Source organism: Thiocystis violacea (assembly GCF_016583565.1).
GTDB classification, from domain to species: Bacteria; Pseudomonadota; Gammaproteobacteria; order Chromatiales; family Chromatiaceae; genus Thiorhodococcus; species Thiorhodococcus violaceus_A.
The window spans coordinates 64,574-83,550 of record NZ_NRRF01000005.1 but is presented as its reverse complement, the minus strand read 5'-3'; the positions used below and the strand labels follow the sequence as shown (position 1 = coordinate 83,550).

Genomic DNA, 18,977 nt, shown 5'->3' with positions numbered 1-18,977 from the left:
GCTCGGCCATGTCCCAGCAAACAGACATCCTCAGCCAGGACGAGATCGACGCACTCTTGCATGGCGTCGACAGTGGCGATGTCGAGACGGATTCTGATCAATTTCCTGCCGATGGCCAGGCGCGGAACTACGATTTCACGACTCAGGACCGCATCGTCCGCGGTCGAATGCCCACGCTGGACATGATCAACGAGCGCTTCGCGCGCTATCTGCGGGTGCATCTGTTCAATCTGCTGCGCCGCGCCTCCGAGATCTCGGTGATCGGTGCCCGTGTCACCAAGTTCTCGGAATACCTGCACTCGCTCTATGTTCCGACCAGTCTGAATCTGGTGCGTGTCAATCCGCTGCACGGGACCGCGCTCTTCGTCTTCGATCCCAAGCTGGTCTTCGGCTTGGTCGACAACTTTTTCGGTGGCGATGGCCGTTACTACTCGCGCATCGAGGGACGTGACTTTACGCCCATGGAGATGCGGGTCATCAAGAACCTGCTCGACGCCTCCTTCGAGGACATGCAGAGGGCCTGGGAGCCGGTCATGAAGCTGGAATTCGAATTCATCAACTCCGAGGTGAATCCGCAGTTCGCCAACATCGTGAGTCCGACCGAGATCGTCGTCATCAACGATTTCCATATCGAGCTGGAGGGCGGCGGTGGCAACATGCACGTGACCTTGCCCTACTCGATGATCGAGCCCATCCGCGAGCAGCTCGATACCGGCCTGCAATCGGACCGGACGGGTGTCGACAGACGCTGGCAGCGTGCGTTCGAGGAGGAGATCCCGCTGGCAAAGGTCGAGATCTTCTCCAATCTCGCCGAGGCGACGCTGACGGTGCGGCAGCTCCTGGACATGAAGGCGGGCGACATCATCCCCATCGATCTGCGTGAAAACGTGATCCTCAACGTCGAAGACATCCCGCTCTTCAAGGGAAAATTCGGTGTTGCCAATGGCATCAATGCCATCAAGATCGTCGAACGGATCAAGCATTAGCGGATCAAGCATTCGCGGATCGACCGAGCGACGGCGCGTGAAGCGATGGCCGCTGGAAGGCTTTCCGCATCGATATGAGCAACGACAACGACTAGGGAGATCCCTCAGTGGCCGAGGACCCGAATGAAGACATGGCCGACGCTTGGGCGGCCGCCTTGGAGGAGCAGAAGGAGACCGAGGCAACGGGGCCGGCGGCGCCACCTCAGGCTGGCGGCGCCCAGCCGAAGCCCGGCACTGGCGCGCGTGGCGCGGCTGCCGGTCAGGCCGCGCCCGTGCAGCCCGAGGACTTCAGCGATCTGGAGACGCCCGCGGCGAGCGACGTCAACCTCGAGTTGGTCCTGGACGTGCCCGTGACCATCGCCATGGAGATCGGGCGGACGCGGATCCCGATCCGCAACCTGCTGCAGCTCAATCAGGGTTCAGTGGTCGAGCTGGATCGCTTGGCGGGTGAGCCGCTGGACGTCCTGGTCAACGGCACCCTGGTCGCACATGGCGAGGTGGTGGTGGTCAACGAGAAGTTCGGCATCCGCCTGACCGACGTCATCAGCCCCAGCGAACGGGTGCGGAAGCTCAGGTGATGCCGGCTTCCCGCCCGTGTCGACGCCTGGTGTCCCTGGGGCCGGCCGCCCTGGCCTGGATCCTGGCGGCCGAGGCGCAGGCGGCGGCGTCGGCTGAGTCGTCCGGACAGCTTGCGGCTGGCTATCTGGCGCAGCTCCTCGGCAGCCTGGTGCTGGTGATCCTGGTCATCCTGATGCTCGCGTGGCTCCTGCGCCGGTTGCCCGCCGTGCAGGGGCAGGGCCAGGGTCAGGCGCTGATACAGATCCTCGCGGTGCGCAGTATCGGCGCCCGTGAGCGTCTGATGCTGGTGCAGGTGGGCGAGGAGCAGGTGCTGATTGGTGTGGCCCCGACCGGCGTGCGCACGCTGCACCGGCTCTCGACGCCTGTGGAGGTGACGGCGCAGGAGCCCTGGAAGGGCGATTTCGCAAGTCTGCTCGGGCGCATCAGGTCCGGCGGCTCGCCCTGATGACAAGGTCATCGCGCTGGTGGCTGGGGGCGGTTCTCGTGCTGCTGCCGAGTCTGTGCCTGGCGCAGATCGGCGGGCTGGATGCCGTGACCGTGACCACCAAGCCGGAAGGCGGTCAGGTCTACTCGGTCACGTTGCAGCTCCTGCTGCTGATGACGGTGCTGACCCTGCTGCCGTCGGCCCTCATCATGATGACCTCCTTCACCCGCATCATCATCGTCCTTGCCATCTTGCGTCAGGGGCTTGGCACCTCTCAGACGCCGTCGAATCAGATCTTGCTCGGTCTGGCCTTCTTTCTCACCCTCTTCATCATGGCGCCCGTCTTCCAGGAGATCTACGACAGCGCCCTGGTGCCCTACATGGACGAGAAGCTTGGCACCGAGGAGGCGCTCGCCAAGGCAGTCAAGCCCCTGCGGACCTTCATGCTGGCGCAGACGCGCGAGTCCGATCTCGCCATGTTCGCCGAGATCCGCGGGCTCGACGGTTTTGCCTCGCCCGACGACATCCCGCTCAACCTGCTGGTGCCTTCCTTCGTCATCAGTGAGCTGAAGACGGCCTTTCAGATCGGCTTTCTCATCCTCATCCCCTTTCTCATCATCGATCTGGTGGTGGCCAGCGTGCTCATGTCCATGGGCATGATGATGCTATCGCCGCTCATTATCTCGTTGCCTTTCAAACTGATGCTCTTCGTCCTGGTGGACGGCTGGTCGCTCCTGATGGGCACGCTGGCGCAGAGCTTCTATACCTGAGGAGAATGGCGATGACGCCCGAAATGGTCGTGGATATCGGCAAAGAGGCTGGCGAGATCATCATTCTGCTGGCCGCGCCCCCCTTGCTCACCGGACTCATCATCGGTCTGGCGATCAGCCTGCTGCAGGCGGCGACCCAGATCCAGGAGATGACCCTGACCTTCATTCCCAAGCTGATCGGGATCGGCGGCTCACTGGTCCTCGCGGGGCCTTGGATGCTGTCTTTGATCACCGACTATGTCACCCGGCTCTACGAGAGCATCCCGAATCTCATTGGTTAGGAGCCTGGCGCGTGACGGGCCAATCCACCAGCCATGGAGGACTCCCCGCATGACATTCGAAGCCGATGACATCCTGCGCTGGGTCAGTACCTTCATCTGGCCCTTCGTGCGGATCACGGCGGTGATGCTGGTCGCGCCCATCTTCGGTGCCCGCAACGTCAACGTGCGCGCGCGCCTGGCGCTCGGTTTTCTGCTGGCGCTCGTGATCGCGCCTCAGTTGGGTGCGGCGCCCCAGGTGGATCCGCTCAGCCTCGGTGGCTTGGTGGTCGCCGTCCATCAGGTGCTCATCGGTATCGCCATGGGATTCCTGATGCAGATGGTGTTCTCCACCTTGACGCAAGCTGGCGAGAGTATCGCCCTCTCCATGGGCCTGGGGTTCGCCTCGGCCATGGACCCGGTCGGCGGCGTGCAGGTGCCCATGGTGTCGCAGTACTACACCATCCTGGCCACGCTGATCTTCCTGGCGCTCAACGGCCACCTGATGCTGCTCCAATTCCTCTTGCACAGCTTCGAGACGCTGCCCATCGCGGCGGAGGGTCTCACCACCGATGACCTCTGGGCGGTGACCCGCTTCGGCAGCGCCATGTTCGCGGGCGCGGTGCTCATCGCACTCCCCGCGATCGCGTCCTTGCTCTTGGTCAACCTGGCGATGGGTGTCATCACTCGGGCTGCGCCGCAGCTGAACATCTTCGCCATCGGTTTTCCGGTCACCCTCCTTGCCGGCTTCGTCATCATCCTGCTGACTCTGCCCAGCCTCACCGCGCGTATCGGGGAGCTGCTCATGTCCGCCTTCCCTGTCATTCAACAGCTGACGAGGGCATGAGATGGCCGAGAACGAGAATGGCCAGGAACGCTCCGAGGAACCGACCGCCAAGCGCGTCCGCGAGGCCCGCGAGAAGGGGCAGGTCGCACGCTCGCGTGAATTCAATACCTTCGTGATGCTCATGACGGGGGGGACGTTTCTGCTGCTCGCCGGTGGCGGGATGGGCGGGCAGCTCAGCGCCCTGGTGACGGATGCCTGGACGCTCGAGCGCGCGCTGATCTACGACCCGAGCCTGATGATCCCGCACATGGAGGCGCTGGTCAGTCGCGCCCTCTTCATCCTGGCCCCGCTGTTCATCGTGCTCACGGTGGTCGCCATCCTGGCGCCCATCATGATCGGCGGGGCCAACTTCACGGCCAAGGCCTTCGCGCCGAAGTTCTCCAAGCTGAACCCGCTCACCGGCATCAAGCGTGTCTTCTCGGTCCAGGGGCTGATGGAGCTGTTGAAGGGATTGGGGAAGTTCTTCCTCGTCGGCTTGGTCGCGGGGCTGGCGATCAGCACCATCTGGGGCAGCCTCATCGGCCTGGGCGAGCAGCCCATCGACAGCGCGATCGTGCAGACGGGGCGGATGGCGACCTGGGTCTTTCTGATCGCCTCGTCCGCGCTGCTGGTCGTGGCCATGATCGACGTGCCCTTCCAGCTCTGGAATCACCAGAAGCAGCTGCGCATGACCCTGCAGGAGATCAAGGACGAGTTCAAGGAGACGGAGGGGAAGCCGGAGGTCAAGGGCCGCATCCGCCAGATGCAGCATGAGATGGCGCGCCGGCGCATGATGTCCGAGGTGCCCAAGGCGGACGTCGTCATCACCAACCCGACGCACTATGCGGTCGCCATCGCCTATGAGGCCGCGGCGATGCGGGCACCAAAATTGCTTGCCAAGGGGACGGACGCAGTCGCGGCAGCCATCCGCGAACTTGCGAAGGACAACGCCATCACCCTGGTCGAGGCCCCACGCGTGGCACGTGCAATCTACTTCACCACCGAGCTGAATCAGGAGATCCCAGGCGGGCTCTTCGTCGCCGTCGCGCGCATCCTCGCCTACGTCTATCAGCTCAAGCGCGACGACCCGGACGCCGAGATCCCGGGCGAACTCCCCGTGCCCGAGGAGTATCTCGACCCGCGCAGCGGCCGTCGGGCGAGGCGATAGCCGGCATGGCCACCATCGCCGAGCGTCTCGGCGGCATCGGCCGACTGGGCCTGGGGACGCCGATCCTGCTGGTTGCCCTGCTGGGCATGCTGGTGCTCCCGCTGCCGCCGTTCCTGCTGGACCTGCTCTTCACCTTCAACATCGCGCTCTCGCTGATCGTGGTCATGGTCGCGGTCTATACACCGCGCCCCGTGGACTTCGCCTCCTTTCCGACGGTGCTGCTGCTGGCGACCCTGCTGCGCCTCGCGCTCAACGTCGCCTCGACCCGGGTCATCCTGCTCAACGGCGGGGAGGGCACCGATGCGGCGGGGCAGGTGATCGAGGCCTTCGGCGAGTTCGTGCTGGGCGGCAACTTCGCGATCGGCGTCGTCGTCTTCACCATCCTGGTCATCATCAACTTCGTGGTCGTCACCAAGGGTGCCGGGCGCGTCTCGGAGGTCAGCGCGCGCTTCACCCTGGACGCCATGCCCGGCAAGCAGATGGCCATCGACGCCGATCTCAACGCCGGGCTCATCTCGCAGGAGGACGCCCGCAAGCGCCGCGCCGACGTGGCCGGGGAGGCGGACTTCTACGGCTCCATGGACGGTGCCAGCAAGTTCGTGCGCGGCGATGCCGTGGCCGGCATCCTCATCCTCTTCATCAACATCCTCGGCGGCATCGTCATCGGCACCTCCCAGCACGGGATGACCCTGGCCGACGCGACCAACAACTTCGTCCTGCTCAGCATCGGCGATGGCCTGGTCGCCCAGCTCCCCTCGCTGCTCCTGTCCTCCGCCACGGCCATCATCGTCACCCGGACCACGACCTCGCAGGACATGGGCCAGCAGGTCTTCGGGCAGATGTTCGCCAACCCGCGCGTGCTCTACGTCGCGGGCGGCGTCATCGGGATCCTCGGCCTCATCCCCGGCATGCCGAATCTGGTCTTCCTGGGGATTGCCTCCATGCTCCTCGGCGCCGGCTACGGCATCGCCAAGCCCAAGGCGGAAGAAGGCCCGGAGGTGGTGGAGCGCCTGCCGGACGGCATGCAGCTTCCGGCGCCCGAGGATCGCGATCTCTCCTGGGAGGACGTGCCGCCGGTCGACCTGGTCTCGCTGGAGGTCGGCTATCGACTCATCCCCCTGGTCGACCGCAGCCAGGACGGTCAGCTGATGGCGCGCATCAAGGGCATCCGCCGCAAGCTCTCGCAGGAGTTCGGTTTCCTCATCCAGCCGGTGCACATCCGCGACAACCTGGAGCTGGGTCCGAACCACTACCGCATCTCCTTGCTCGGCGTGACCACGGCGGAGGCCGAGGTCTTCCCGGATCGCGAGCTCGCCATCAACCCGGGGCAGGTCTTCGGCAGCGTCGAGGGCACGCCGACCAAGGATCCGACCTTCAATCTGGACGCCCTCTGGATCGACCCCGCCAACCGCGACTCGGCCCAGGCCGCCGGCTACACCGTGGTGGATGCCGCGACCGTGATCGCGACGCATCTGTCGCAGGTCTTCCGCGAGAACGCCCATCGGCTCATCGGGCACGAGGAGGTGCAGCACCTGCTCGATCAACTCTCGCGTCGCTCGCCGAAGCTGGTCGAGAACCTGCTCGGCTCCAAGTCGATCTCCCTGGGCGTGGTGCTCAAGGTCCTGCAGAACCTGCTCGCCGAGCAGGTCTCCATCCGCGACCTGCGTAGCATTGCCGAGATTTTGGCGGAGCGTTCGGCGAAGAGTCAGGATCCCGCCGCTTTGACGGCGGCGGTGCGGGTCGCCCTCGCGCGCTCCATCGTGCAGGACTTGCTGGGTCCGGAGGACGAGCTGCCGCTGATCGCCCTGGACCCGTCCTTGGAACAACTGTTGCATAAATCGCTACAGGGCAGTCAAGGCGAAACCATCGGCATCGAGCCCGGACTGGCGGAACGCGTGCAGCGATCGGTCACGGATGCGGCGAGACGACAGGAGTCCGAAGGTGCGCCGGCGGTCTTGGTGGTGGCCCCGGAGATCCGCTCCTGGATCGCGAGCTGGCTGAGGGGCGCGGTGCGCAATCTCACCGTCCTCGCCTTCACGGAGATCCCGGACAACAGGCGCATCCGAGTCGTGGCCACCGTGGGTAAGGGTGATACCGCTCAGGCGCGGGCATGAACGAGCAAGCAGGAGTCAGATCCATGAATGTACGGCGCTATCAGGCACGGGACATGCGCGAGGCGATGCGCCAGGTGCGCGAGCATCAAGGCCCGGATGCCGTGATCCTCTCCAGTCGCCGGGTCGACGGCTTGTTGGAGGTGGTGGCGGCCACGCAGACCGATGCGCTCGAGACCGCCGCGCAGACCAGTGCGCCGGCCGCGGCTCCGGCCAGTGCGCCCAAGCTGAAGCCGATCCTGTCCATTCCGGTCGATCCCGAGCTGGCCGCCATGCGCCGCGAGCTCTGCGACCTGCGCTCCTTGCTGGTTCAGCAGCAGGTGCTCAGCGAGCGTGACCAATGGACGTCGCGCCATCCATTGGCCGCCGAGCTCGTCGAGCGGCTCTTGACCTGCGGTTTCAGCGAGAAGCTCGCGCGCTCGCTGGCCGGCAGTATCCAGGAGACGACCCCGTCCGATGAGGCTTGGTCGCGGTTGCGCGCGCGCCTCTCCGCCTCCATCGCGACCGCGCAGACGCGGGTGCTGGAGCAGGGTGGCATGCTGGCGCTGGTGGGCTCGACCGGCGTGGGCAAGACCACGACCATCATCCGGCTCGCGCTGCGTCAGATTCGCCGCATGGGGCCAGACTCGGTCATCCTGGTGACGCTCGACAGGCAGCGCATCGGCGCCTACAAGCAGCTGCAGGCCTTTGGTCAGATGGCCGGAATCCCGGTTATGCTGCTCGAGAGCGAGCGTGACCTGACCGCTCTGGCGAGCCGCGCCGGCAACGGCACGCTGGTACTCATCGATACCGAAGGGCAGGCCGCCCGCGATGCCGCCGAGCGCCGCCTGTTCGCCCAGGTCCGCCACCAGATCGATCTCGAGACCTGGCTGGTCATCCCGGCCACCCATCAGGCCGGCGTGCTGCGCCAGGTGCTGCAGGCGTTCCAGAGCTGCGAGCCGTCAGCACTGGTGCTCACCAAGGTCGACGAGGCCGAGCAGATGGGCGAGACCTTGTCGGTCCTGCTCGAGCAGAGCCTGGGGCTCGCCTTCTACAGCGAAGGTCAACGCATCGACGAGGACTTCCACAAGGCCGACACCCTCTATCTCACCCGGCTTGCGCTGCGCGAGCCTGCAAGCTCGGCGCGGATGGCCGATACTGCGAAAAACAAGCCGATCGAGGACGATCGGGTAACCAGATTGCCATTCACCTCACAAACTCGAGTCGAGCAGGAGAGTATGGTTCTCGAGTCCGTGGTGCCTTTCAGGAAACGCGTCCATGCAGCCTACTAGGAGTCGGCCGCTCCAGAGCCTCGCAATCGCCAGTGGCAAGGGCGGCGTTGGGAAGACCAACGTCGCCGTTAATCTGTCTGTGGCACTGGCACGCAGCGGGCGCAGCGTCATGCTCTTCGACGCCGACCTGGGGCTGGCGAACGCGGATCTCATGCTCGGACTGCGCCCCACCCGCACCTTGCACGATCTGGTCGCTGGGCGCGCGGAGAGTCTGGAAGAGATCTTGCTGGAAGGCCCCGAGGGCATGCTGCTGGTGCCCTCGGCGTCTGGTATCGGCTCCATGGCCAACCTCACGCCCGCGGAGCACATGGGGCTGATCCGGGCCTTCAGCTCCTACGACAAACCGCTGGATGTGCTGGTCGTGGACACGGCGGCCGGCGTGCAGGATTCGGTGACGAGTTTTTGTAAGGCGGTGCAGAACGTCTTTGTCGTCGTCTGCGACGAGCCGGCATCACTGACGGATGCCTACGCCCTGATGAAGGTCCTGCACCAGGAGCACGGTATCCGACGCTTTCGCGTGATTTGCAACATGCTGCGTGATCCCGAGTCCGGGCGTCGCCTGATGCAGAAGCTCACGTCCGTTTGCGCGCACTATCTGTCGGATGTCGTGCTGGAATCCGCGGCCTTCATCCCGATGGATGACAAGCTGCGGATTGCGGTGCAGAAACGCCAACCTGTCGTCACGCTCTATCCTGGCAGCCCCTCGGCGCGGGCCTTCAACGAGCTGGCTAAGCAGATGGGCCGTTGGAGTGCCTCGGATACCGACATGGGAGGCATTGGCTTCTTCGTCGAGCGTCTCTTGCAGACCGCGTGACGACAGGAACTGCCCGATGACGCTGAATCGCGCACTGACCGGCTACGCAGGTGCCGCTGATCGCTCGGCGCAGCTGGTCTCGGACCACCTCGAGCTGGTCCGGCGCATCGCCCACCACATGGCGGCGCGCCTGCCCGCCTCGGTGCAGGTCGAGGACCTGGTGCAATCCGGCATGGTCGGGCTGATCGAGGCGGCGCGCCAGTTCCAGTCGGGGCAGGGCGCAACCTTCTCGACCTACGCCGGCATTCGCATCCGCGGCGCCATGATCGACGAGCTGCGCCGGGCGGACTGGACACCGCGCTCGGTCCATCGCAACACGCGTCGGATCAGCGAGGCCATGCAGCAGGTGGAGGGGCGCGAGGGGCGCGCCGCGAGCGACCGTGAGATCGCCGAGGCGCTCCAAGTCTCGCTCGACGACTATCACGGCATGTTGCAGGACACGGCCAGCTCGCAGGTACTGGGTCTGGCGGACCTCTTCGGCGAGGGTGCCGACCCGGACCGTCTGCTGCCGGGCGCTGGCGCGACGCCGACCGAGCAGGTCGAACAAGACCAGTTTCGCCAGGCCCTGGCGGAGGCGCTGGCGACCTTGCCGGAGCGCGAGCGTCTGGTGCTGGCGCTCTACTATGACGAAGAGCTCAATCTTCGTGAAATCGGTGCGGTGCTGGAGATCACCGAATCGCGCGTGAGCCAGATCCGCAGCCAGGCACTGCACCGTGTGCGTGGCCGCTTGAGTGAATGGATCCAGTAAGACCTGGATCCAATAAGACCTGGATCCATCCGGACGCTGGCTCATCAACTTCAACCTGACAGATGCCATGAGGAGTTTTTTGTGGACAAAGGCATGAAAATTCTCATCGTAGACGACTTCTCCACGATGAGACGCATCATCAAGAACCTGCTGCGTGAGCTGGGTTTCAACAACACCATGGAGGCCGACGATGGCAGCACCGCGCTTCCCATGCTCAAGAACGGTGGCTTCGACTTCCTGGTCACGGACTGGAACATGCCGAATATGGAAGGCATCGCGCTGCTGAAGGCCGTGCGCGCGGACCCGATGCTCAAGTCCCTGCCGGTGCTCATGGTCACCGCCGAGGCCAAACGCGATCAGATCGTAGAGGCCGCGCAGGCCGGCGTGAACGGTTACATCGTCAAACCCTTCACGGCGGAGACCCTGAAGGAGAAGATCGACAAGATCTTCGAGCGCCTTGAGGCGCAGTGAGGCTTGCTTAGTGAGGCTTGCCCAATGAGGCTCTACTCAATGCGGTTTTCTCCAGGGACCTAGCTCCTCGTGCCCTGGGTGCCTCGGTCGGTCAGTCCGTCCTGCTCAGGGGGTTGTTGGAGAGCGGCGGCTTTCATCAGCGGCGCATCGTCGCACTCACCGCGGACCTGGCCCTCGAGGAGTCGGGATCAACAGAGGTTTCGCTCAGGAACGATCGATGGAAAATGACGAAGAACGCAGGACGTCACAGCTGGATCAGGCACGCCGCTTGGTCAAGCACCTCGAGGCTGGCGAAAGCCAGGCCGCCGACGAGATCATTCGGCAACTCCGACACGCTTTCGACCGCGAGCTCTTCGATGAACTCGGCAAGCTCACCCGCGACCTGCATGAGGCGCTGAACAGCTTCCGTGGAGACTCCCGCCTGGTCGAGCTGACGCGCGACGAGATTCCGGACGCCAAGGAGCGCCTGAACTATGTCGTCTCCATGACGGAACAGGCGACTCACCGGACCCTGAACGCGCTCGACGAAGGCATGCCCTTGATCGAGTCGCTGCACGAGCGCTCGCTCGAGCTGACCGAGCGCTGGACCCGGTTCCGCAACCGCGAACTCTCCGTCGACGAGTTTCGGGTCTTCGCCCAGGAACTCGATCAGTTCTTCATCGAGAGTGGACAGGAGACCGATCGCGTCAAGGGCCTGATGTCCGAGATCATGATGGCGCAGGACTTCCAGGACCTCACGGGACAGATCATCCGACGGGTCATCCGCCTGGTGCAGGAGGTCGAGGAAAACCTGGTCGGATTGATCCGCCTGTCCAGCTCCCGGATGGAGCCCAAGCCGGCAATGGAAGCCGTCGTGGAAGACGACACCAAGGGCCATGGACCCATCGTGCCGAACACGCAGGACACGGTCGCGGATGTCGTCAGCGGGCAGGACGACGTGGACGCGCTGCTTTCCAGCCTGGGCTTCTAGTCCGCCTTTCTTCGGATGATCCAGTCTCCGGACGATCCAGTATCAGGGTGATCACGCATGGCAATCGATCCCAACGACGAGATTCTCCAGGACTTCCTGGTCGAGGCGGGAGAGTTACTCGAGGGCTTGAACGAGCAACTGATCGACCTTGAGCAGAATCCCGATGATCGCGACCTGCTCAACTCGGTCTTCCGCAGCTTCCACACGATCAAGGGAGGGGCGGGCTTTCTCAATCTGAACGTCCTGGTGGTGGTCTGCCACCACGCCGAAGACGTCTTCAACCTGCTGCGCAACGGCCAGCGCAAGATCGACCCCTTTCTGATGGACACCGTGCTGCGTGTGCTGGATGTCCTCAACGTCATGTTTGGCGATCTCAAGTCGGGCAAGGAGCCCGCGCCGGCGCCCGATGGCCTGGTTGCGGACCTGGCGCGCTTCGCCGCACCCGGTGAGTCCGCGAGTGCGCCGGCGGCCCCGCAGCCTTCAGCGCCCAAGGCACCCGAGCCAGTTCCCGTGCCCGTGCAGCCACCCCCGAGCGAAACGGCTGCGGCCCAGGGGGGTGTGGGTGGCGATGACGAGATCACCCAAGCGGAGTTCGATGCCCTGCTGGACGCCCTCGGGGGGGCGACGGCGGCGCCGAGCGGGCCGCCAGAGCCGCCCGCCGCCGCCGAGCCGGCGCCCGCCGCCATGGCCGCCGACGCTGACGCGCTCATCTCGGACGACGAGTTCGAGGCGCTGCTCGACCAGCTCCACGGCGGCGGTGGTGCGGCGTCCTTGAGCGCTCCGCCGCCACCGGCGGCGCCCCCGCCCACGCAGCCGGTTGCCGCCGAGTCTCGGATGTCGGCGCCAGAGCCTGCCGCGCAAGAGTCGAGTCGCGACCTGACGCTGGGCGGATCGGCCAAGGGTCAGCGCGCGCCGGCTGGAGAGGCCTCGGTGCGGGTCGACACCCAGCGACTCGATGAGATCATGAATCTGGTGGGCGAGCTGGTGCTGGTGCGCAACCGCATGAGCATGCTGCGTGCCCGCACCGAGGACGACGAACTCGGCAAGGCGATTGGTTCCCTGGCCCTGGTCACCGCCGATCTGCAGACCGCGGTGATGAAGACGCGGATGCAGCCGGTCAAGAAGGTCTTCAGCCGCTTCCCCCGTGTGGTGCGCGATCTGGCGCGCAATCTTGGCAAGGAGATCGATCTCGAGACCTTCGGCGAGGAGACCGACCTGGACAAGAACCTGGTCGAGGCACTCGCGGATCCCCTGGTCCACCTGATTCGCAACGCCGTCGACCACGGCATCGAGATGCCGGACGTCCGCGAGGCGGCCGGCAAACCGCGCAAGGGGACGGTGGTGCTCGGCGCCGCGCAGGAAGGCGATCATATCTCCCTGCTGATTCAGGACGACGGGCGTGGCATGGACCCCGAGAAGCTGCGCGCCAAGGCGGTCGAGAAGGGGCTCATGGATCCGGCGATGGCCGAGCGCCTGTCGCATCGCGAATGCTTCGATCTCATCTTCATGGCCGGTCTCTCCACGAAGGAGGAGATCTCAGACGTCTCCGGGCGTGGCGTGGGGATGGACGTCGTCAAGACGCGCATCACGCAGCTCAACGGTTCCATCGAGATCGACTCTCAGCTCGGTGTCGGCACCAAGCTCCACGTCAAGCTGCCGCTGACGCTCGCCATTCTGCCGGCCCTCATGGTGATTCTGGACGGGCGCCGCTTCGCCGTTCCGCTCGCCTCGGTCTCCGAGATCCTCGACCTGGATCTCACGCGCACCCATTTCGTCGACGATCAGGAAGCCATCATGGTGCGCGCGCATGCGCTGCCGCTCTACTACGCCTCGCGTTGGCTCCACCCCTATCGTCTCATCGAGCCCAAGACGGACGCCCATGTGGTGGTCGTGAACGTGGCGCAGCGCAAGGTCGGGCTGGTGGTCGACGGACTGGTCGGTCAAGAGGAGGTCGTGATCAAGCCGCTCGGCTTCGGATTGCACGGTCTGCCTGGCCTCGCCGGTGCCACCATCACCGGGGATGGCGGGATCGCCCTCATCATCGATGTGCCGGCGCTGGTGAAGCTCATGGGTCGCCCTGGATTCGGTGGTCGCGCCGCGCGCGCCACGGAGCCCCTGGTCGCGGCGGAGGCTTGAGCCGATGGCCTTGCGCGTCGTCGTCGTCGACGATTCCGGCTTCTTCAGGCGGAGGATCGTGGAGATCCTCAATGCCGATATCGGCATCGAGGTCGTGGGCACGGCCGCCAATGGACTGGAGGCGATCGAGGTCGTCAAACGTCTGGATCCCGACGTGGTCACCATGGACATCGAAATGCCTGTCATGGACGGCATCACGGCGGTGCGGCGCATCATGGCCGAGTCGCCGCGGCCGATTCTCATGTTCTCGACCCTCACCACAGAGGGCGCCAAGGCGACCCTGGACGCGCTGGACGCCGGCGCCACGGACTTCCTGCCCAAGCGTTTCAGTGAGATGGCCAAGGATGAGGATTCGGCCAAGATCCTGCTGCGTCGGCGGGTGCGCGCGCTGGGCCGGACGCGTGTCCAGCGCCCCGCGCAACTCGACCAGCAGGGGCGTCAGCCCGCCGCGGACCACGCCGCTCCGACACGCCAGCCCCTGGTCATGCGTCCGGCTCCGCTCAGCGCCACGCCACTGCACGCGCTGCGCGCCGTCTTGATCGGCACCTCGACCGGCGGACCCGTCGCCCTCCAGGAGGTGCTCAAGGTCCTGCCCAAGCAGTTCCCCTTGCCGCTCGTGCTCGTTCAGCACATGCCGGCAAGCTTCACGCCGGCCTTCGCCGAGCGCCTCAACAATCTCTGTCAGATCGCGGTCAAGGAGGCCGCCAATGGCGACGTCCTCAAGCCCGGGTGCGCCTATCTGGCGCCGGGCGGACAGCAGCTCGTCCTGACGGCCGGCGTGCAGACCAGGATCCGGATCGAGGACAGCCCGCCGGGGACCATCTACAAGCCGAGCGTCGACATCACCTTCAATTCAGCCGTGGAGAGCCTGCGCGCGCAAGTGCTCGCCGTGGTGCTGACCGGCATGGGGGCGGACGGACGCGAAGGGGCGCGGTCGCTCAAGGCGCGAGGGGCGCATGTCTGGGCGCAGGATGCGGCGAGTTCGGTCGTTTTTGGGATGCCTGCCGCAGTGATCGAGGCGGGAATCGCGGATCATATCTTCTCATTGAAAGAGGTCGGGCCGGCGCTGGTCAAAGGCTTCTGCTGACATGGACGTCCTGAGCCTCATCGGCATCGTCCTGGGATTGGTCGCCATCCTTGGGGGAGCCGTTGCCAAGGGCAGCTCGCTTGGGGCGCTGTGGAATCTGGCCGCCTTTCTCATCGTCGTGATCGGTACCCTGGGCGCGACGCTGATCCAGGCGCGGACAGCGGTCTTCGTGCATGCCCTGCGGATCTTCCCCTGGGTCTTTCGGCCCCCGCGCCTGGAGATGGAGGAGATGATCGAGCGCATCGTCGAGTGGTCTCAGATCTCCCGCAAGGAGGGTCTGCTGGGTCTGGAGAATCTCTCTGACGAGGAGCCGGATCCCTTCATCCGCAAGGGTTTGCAGCTGCTGGTCGACGGGGCCGAGCCGCAGGCCTTGCGCCAGATCCTCGAGGCGGATCTGGACAACCGCGAGCTGTTCGATCTGCAAGGCGCCAAGGTGTTCGAGAGCATGGGGATCTATTCGCCGACACTCGGAATCATCGGTGCCGTCATGGGTCTGATGGCCGTCATGCAGAACCTCGCGGATCCGGCCAAGCTCGGACAGGGCATCGCCGCCGCCTTCGTCGCGACCATCTATGGGGTGGGTATGGCGAACCTCTTCTTTCTGCCGGTCTCCAACAAGCTCAAGGGGGTCGTGCAGGCCCGTGTCAATTTCCAGACGATGCTGTTGGAGGGGTTGATTTCGATTGCCGAGGGTGAGAATCCGCGCAACATCGAGAACAAGCTGAGTGGCTTCGTTCAGGGTGGATAGTCGAGCATGGCACGCAGAAAGCGGCATGAAGAGCACGGCAATCACGAGGCTTGGGCGATTCCCTACGGCGATCTCGTGACGCTGCTGATGGCCTTCTTCGTGGTCATGTATGCCGTCTCCGTCGTGGATGCCGGCAAGTATCGCGTCCTGTCCAACTCCTTGGTCGAGGCCTTTGGGGCGCAGGTGCCCGTCGAGCCCATCCAGATCGGTGAGCCGAGTCTGGCATTGAATCTGATGACCGACGATGTCCACCGCTCGCTGGCGGCGATCGAGATCCAGAGCGGCGGTGCCTCATCCGGCGACAGGCAAGAGACGCCCGTCCTGCCGCTCTCGCCGACGGATGTCGCCATGGAGTCGGTCTTGGAGGCGACGAGCGAGCAGGACCGCAACCGCATCCTGCGCGAGATCCGGGAGATCTCCGAGGAGATCGAGGTGGCGATGGAGCCGCTGATCGAGAAAGGCGATATCAAGATCCAGCGCAAGCCCTATTGGCTGGAGTTGAACATCAACACCAACCTGCTGTTCTCCAGCGGTTCCGCGACCCTGGAGGCGGCGGCGCGACCCGTGCTCGGCGATGTCGCCCGGATCCTCGGCAAGCGCGAGGTGCGCATCCATGTGGAAGGCCACACCGACGATCTGCCGATCAGCAACACCATCTATCCGTCCAATTGGGAACTCTCGTCCGGGAGAGCCGCGACCGTCGTCAATCTGTTCGCGCAGAAGGGCGTGGATCCGCGGCGGATGGTGGCGATCGGCTATGGCGAGTTCCAACCGCTGGCGTCGAACGCGACCGAGGCGGGCAGGGCGCAGAACCGGCGTGTCGAGGTCATCGTGCTGCCCGAGGTGGATGCGCAGAGCCAGGGTCAGGACCGCGCGCCCGAGCGCCTGAAGGCCGATTATGAGGCGGGGCTCGGCAAGATCCAGTAGCCGTCTTGCGCGGCTGCCCGGCGTCGAGTCTCCAGCAATTGCGGCGCTGGCCGTTAACAGCTTCATTAACAGCTTCAGCCGCTGAAGCGCGACGGGTGATGGGCCAGGGGCGCAGCCCCGGTGCGAGGCTGAAGCTGGCTCGCGAGCGGCTGATCGCCCTTTCCATGTCTACTGAAATCGGTGAGGAGCCACGTGAACGCACCAGAATCCAAAGATGCCCAGCAGGGGATGTCATCCTCCTATGTGACCTTCAGCCTGGCGGAGGAGACCTACGCCATCGATGTCCTGCAGGTACAGGAGGTGCTCAAGATGACCGAGATCGCGCCGGTTCCCGGCGTGCCGGACTACATCCTGGGTATCATCAATCTGCGCGGCGACGTCGTCACCGTGATCGACGCCCGCAGACGCATGTCGCTGCCTTCGCGCGAGCCCGATGATGCCTCCAGGATCGTCATCATCGACGTGGATCATCAGAACGTGGGCATCTTGGTCGATGCCGTCGCGGAGGTGGTGCAGATTGCGCCGAGCGCGGTCGACCCGGCACCGGCGGTGGGCAACGATCAGACGAGCCGCTTCATCCTCGGGGTGAGCAGCACGGAGGAGGGGCTGACGATCCTGATCGATTTGAATAAGCTACTCTCCGATGATGAGTGGGCGGCCATCCGCGATCTCTGAGGCGGGCGTGGGGCGGGCTCCACTCCGAGCGGCCCTGCGTCGATCTGACAGAGCTGGACCGGGACGGTCCAGGAGGAGTCCATGAGTGAGCCAATCAAGCCATTGCGTCCGGTTCAGGCCCAAACGCCCTCGCGCGCGCCGGCCGACGAGCAGGAGCGCGGTTTGGAGCGGCAGAGAACCTGGGTTCTGCGCAAGGCAAAGCGTGATGAAGAACGCCGCTCCGACGATCGCCGTTCGGGTGAGCGCCGCCGCAAGGAGCGCAGATCCGGCGAGCGCCGCTCGGACGATCGCCGTGAGGGTGCTCGTCTCTCCGATGATCGCCGTCGGATCGATCGCAGGGGGCGCGAGCGCCGCGACGGTGACCGCCGCGCCGACGATCGGCGTTCGGCCAATCCGCGCGGCTCGCGGCCGACCCCGAATCCGCAGAGCGAGCCCGCGCCAACGACCGGTCGGCGCAGGGGCATCATCGACGACTATGCCTGAGCTTCGCGGTTCGACGCCGCTGCCCATGGTGCAGTCGAGCGCGCGGAACGGCGCTGATCCTGCGGTCTTTGCCCATCCGCGGGGTCGCCGGTGCCGATGTCTCGTTTCGGCGTGGCGCCTATCGAGTCGGACACCCTAGAACGTGATCGAAATCCTGTCGAAGCTGTCGAACATGGATCCGCTCTGGATCCTGGTCGGCGTTCTGGCCCTCGGGCTGATCCTGGCGCTCTCCCTGGCCATCCTGGCGCTGCGCGCGGTCCGGAGTCTGCGCCAGCAGGTGCGCGAGATCAGACGCGACCAGCAACGACAGAGCACCACGCTCCTCGCGCTGCATGGCGCCATGAAGGTCATCTCCGAGGACGTCATCACGCACGGCCAGCATCAGTCCTCCGTCACGCGCGCCCTGGAACGTCTCTCAGACCGCCAGAGCGAGCTGAGCCTGCGCGACGTCGACGAAGGCCTCTACAGCCATGCCATCGAATTGATTCGTCACGGCAAGAGCCGCGAGGAGGTGCGGAAATTCTGCGCCTTGACCCACTCCGAGGTCGATCTGCTCTTCAGCCTGCATGCCCAAGGCGCGGGACCGCCGCAGCGCAACTGACGGGCCGCGCCGGTTGCTGGGTGTCAGGTCGCGGAGGTCGCCGGTGCCGACAGATCAGAGGGTCGCTCGCGGGCGCCTGGTCGCCGGCTAGCCTCGAATGCCATCCACCCAGGCCAGCGCCTGCGCGACGCTGGTCGCGAGCGGCAGTCTGGGGCGCTGGGGACGCTGGCGCATGACGACCCGGATGCCGCGCTCGCGCGCCGCGACCAGCTTGTCGGCGGTCGCCTCGCCGCCGCTGTTCTTGCAGACGATGGTGTCGATCCGGTGCGCGTCGAGCAGTCGGCGCTCGCTGTCGAGATCGAAGGGGCCGCGTGAGAGCAGGAGTTCGGCCGATCGAAAGGGCGGCATGGGGTCGGGCGGCGTGACGGCGCGGATGAGAAAGCGGATGTCATCCAGACTGGCGAAGGGGGCCACCTCCTGGCGGCCGACGGCGAGCAGGACGTGTCGCGATCCGCTCCGCTCCAACACCTCGACAGCGGCCCTCCAGTCCTCGACCGACTCCCAATGATCGCCCGGCGCGGCCACCCAGGCGGGGCGCTCCAGCCGGAGCAGCGGAACATCCGTCGATCGGCAGGCCTCGGCCGCGTGCCAGCCCATGGTGGAGGCGAAGGGGTGGGTGGCGTCGATCACCGCGCGGATGCCTTCCTGACGCAGATAGTCCGCAAGCCCCTCGATCCCGCCGAAGCCCCCGATGCGGGTCTCGCCCGCCGGCAGCCGGGGATTGGTCGTCCGTCCGGCCAGTGAGTTCATGACCCGCAGCCGCGTGTCCGCGACCAAGCTTTCGGCCAAGGCGTAGGCCTCCGTGGTACCGCCAAGCAGGAGGATGCTGGTTGTCATCGCGTCATCGCGGTGTCATTGGAGTCGATGGTGCAAGCATGAAGGTGCGGCGCAAGCGCCCGTGACACCGCGTCGCGGTGTCACGGGG

Annotated in this window: 21 protein-coding genes; 20 read left to right on the top strand and 1 reads right to left on the bottom strand. The window is 65.4% G+C overall.

All coding sequences use genetic code 11. The annotated features are described in order from the left end of the window. Window positions 1–8 precede the first annotated feature (8 nt). The 20 genes from fliM to CKO23_RS03340 all read left to right on the top strand — a co-directional run bounded on the left by fliM (window position 9) and on the right by CKO23_RS03340 (window position 18,052). Window positions 9–986 (top strand): flagellar motor switch protein FliM, encoded by a 978-nt coding sequence (gene fliM, locus CKO23_RS03435; protein WP_200328352.1) that lies wholly within the window; start codon window positions 9–11, stop codon window positions 984–986. 131 nt (window positions 987–1,117) lie between these two features. Further along, window positions 1,118–1,564: a flagellar motor switch protein FliN gene (gene fliN / locus CKO23_RS03430; RefSeq protein ID WP_200328420.1), complete on the top strand. Its 447-nt coding sequence runs from the start codon at window positions 1,118–1,120 to the stop codon at window positions 1,562–1,564. Next, window positions 1,564–2,010, top strand: a complete 447-nt coding sequence (gene fliO / locus CKO23_RS03425; protein ID WP_200328351.1) for a flagellar biosynthetic protein FliO — start codon at window positions 1,564–1,566, stop codon at window positions 2,008–2,010. Before fliN ends, fliO begins: the two co-directional genes overlap by 1 nt. After that, complete coding sequence (gene fliP / locus CKO23_RS03420) at window positions 2,010–2,759, top strand: flagellar type III secretion system pore protein FliP (RefSeq protein ID WP_200328350.1); 750 nt, start codon at window positions 2,010–2,012, stop codon at window positions 2,757–2,759. The genes fliO and fliP overlap by 1 nt, the downstream gene beginning before the upstream one ends. An 11-nt stretch (window positions 2,760–2,770) precedes the next feature. Next, the gene (fliQ, locus tag CKO23_RS03415; RefSeq protein ID WP_200328349.1) at window positions 2,771–3,040 is read left to right on the top strand and encodes a flagellar biosynthesis protein FliQ; all 270 of its coding nucleotides are present in this window, start codon (window positions 2,771–2,773) and stop codon (window positions 3,038–3,040) included. A gap of 49 nt (window positions 3,041–3,089) precedes the next feature. Next, the gene (gene fliR / locus CKO23_RS03410) at window positions 3,090–3,863 is read left to right on the top strand and encodes a flagellar biosynthetic protein FliR (protein WP_200328348.1); all 774 of its coding nucleotides are present in this window, start codon (window positions 3,090–3,092) and stop codon (window positions 3,861–3,863) included. Window position 3,864: 1 nt separating this feature from the next. Continuing rightward, window positions 3,865–5,010, top strand: a complete 1,146-nt coding sequence (gene flhB, locus CKO23_RS03405; RefSeq protein WP_200328347.1) for a flagellar biosynthesis protein FlhB — start codon at window positions 3,865–3,867, stop codon at window positions 5,008–5,010. A 5-nt stretch (window positions 5,011–5,015) separates the two neighbouring features. After that, window positions 5,016–7,124 (top strand): flagellar biosynthesis protein FlhA, encoded by a 2,109-nt coding sequence (flhA, locus tag CKO23_RS03400; RefSeq protein ID WP_200328346.1) that lies wholly within the window; start codon window positions 5,016–5,018, stop codon window positions 7,122–7,124. A 23-nt stretch (window positions 7,125–7,147) separates the two neighbouring features. Beyond that, window positions 7,148–8,392 (top strand): flagellar biosynthesis protein FlhF, encoded by a 1,245-nt coding sequence (gene flhF / locus CKO23_RS03395; RefSeq protein WP_200328345.1) that lies wholly within the window; start codon window positions 7,148–7,150, stop codon window positions 8,390–8,392. Continuing rightward, the gene (locus CKO23_RS03390; RefSeq protein ID WP_200328344.1) at window positions 8,379–9,206 is read left to right on the top strand and encodes a MinD/ParA family protein; all 828 of its coding nucleotides are present in this window, start codon (window positions 8,379–8,381) and stop codon (window positions 9,204–9,206) included. Before flhF ends, CKO23_RS03390 begins: the two co-directional genes overlap by 14 nt. A 16-nt stretch (window positions 9,207–9,222) precedes the next feature. Continuing rightward, complete coding sequence (locus CKO23_RS03385) at window positions 9,223–9,954, top strand: RNA polymerase sigma factor FliA (RefSeq protein WP_200328343.1); 732 nt, start codon at window positions 9,223–9,225, stop codon at window positions 9,952–9,954. 93 nt (window positions 9,955–10,047) lie between these two features. Beyond that, complete coding sequence (gene cheY / locus CKO23_RS03380; protein WP_200328342.1) at window positions 10,048–10,425, top strand: chemotaxis response regulator CheY; 378 nt, start codon at window positions 10,048–10,050, stop codon at window positions 10,423–10,425. 217 nt (window positions 10,426–10,642) lie between these two features. Further along, window positions 10,643–11,395 carry a protein phosphatase CheZ gene (locus CKO23_RS03375; RefSeq protein ID WP_200328341.1) on the top strand — a complete coding sequence of 251 codons (753 nt, stop codon included), beginning with the start codon at window positions 10,643–10,645 and terminating at the stop codon, window positions 11,393–11,395. Between the two features lie 57 nt (window positions 11,396–11,452). Beyond that, a complete protein-coding gene (locus tag CKO23_RS03370) occupies window positions 11,453–13,531 on the top strand; it encodes a chemotaxis protein CheA (protein WP_200328340.1) in 2,079 nt (692 codons plus the stop codon). 4 nt (window positions 13,532–13,535) lie between these two features. Continuing rightward, the gene (locus CKO23_RS03365; protein WP_200328339.1) at window positions 13,536–14,618 is read left to right on the top strand and encodes a protein-glutamate methylesterase/protein-glutamine glutaminase; all 1,083 of its coding nucleotides are present in this window, start codon (window positions 13,536–13,538) and stop codon (window positions 14,616–14,618) included. A 1-nt stretch (window position 14,619) separates the two neighbouring features. Continuing rightward, window positions 14,620–15,366 carry a flagellar motor protein gene (locus CKO23_RS03360; protein WP_200328338.1) on the top strand — a complete coding sequence of 249 codons (747 nt, stop codon included), beginning with the start codon at window positions 14,620–14,622 and terminating at the stop codon, window positions 15,364–15,366. A 6-nt stretch (window positions 15,367–15,372) separates the two neighbouring features. Then, window positions 15,373–16,293 (top strand): flagellar motor protein MotD, encoded by a 921-nt coding sequence (motD, locus tag CKO23_RS03355; protein WP_200328337.1) that lies wholly within the window; start codon window positions 15,373–15,375, stop codon window positions 16,291–16,293. Window positions 16,294–16,521: 228 nt separating this feature from the next. Then, window positions 16,522–16,968, top strand: coding sequence for a chemotaxis protein CheW (locus CKO23_RS03350; protein ID WP_200328419.1), 447 nt, complete (start codon window positions 16,522–16,524; stop codon window positions 16,966–16,968). A gap of 81 nt (window positions 16,969–17,049) precedes the next feature. Continuing rightward, window positions 17,050–17,451, top strand: coding sequence for a hypothetical protein (locus CKO23_RS03345; protein WP_200328336.1), 402 nt, complete (start codon window positions 17,050–17,052; stop codon window positions 17,449–17,451). Between the two features lie 142 nt (window positions 17,452–17,593). Continuing rightward, entirely contained in the window at window positions 17,594–18,052 is a 459-nt protein-coding gene (locus CKO23_RS03340; protein ID WP_440870557.1) for a DUF2802 domain-containing protein, read from the top strand. 87 nt (window positions 18,053–18,139) lie between these two features. Here the strand turns inward: CKO23_RS03340 and CKO23_RS03335 are convergent, their stop codons facing one another. Then, window positions 18,140–18,889, bottom strand: coding sequence for a cobalt-precorrin-6A reductase (locus tag CKO23_RS03335; protein WP_200328335.1), 750 nt, complete (start codon window positions 18,887–18,889; stop codon window positions 18,140–18,142). Window positions 18,890–18,977 lie beyond the last annotated feature (88 nt).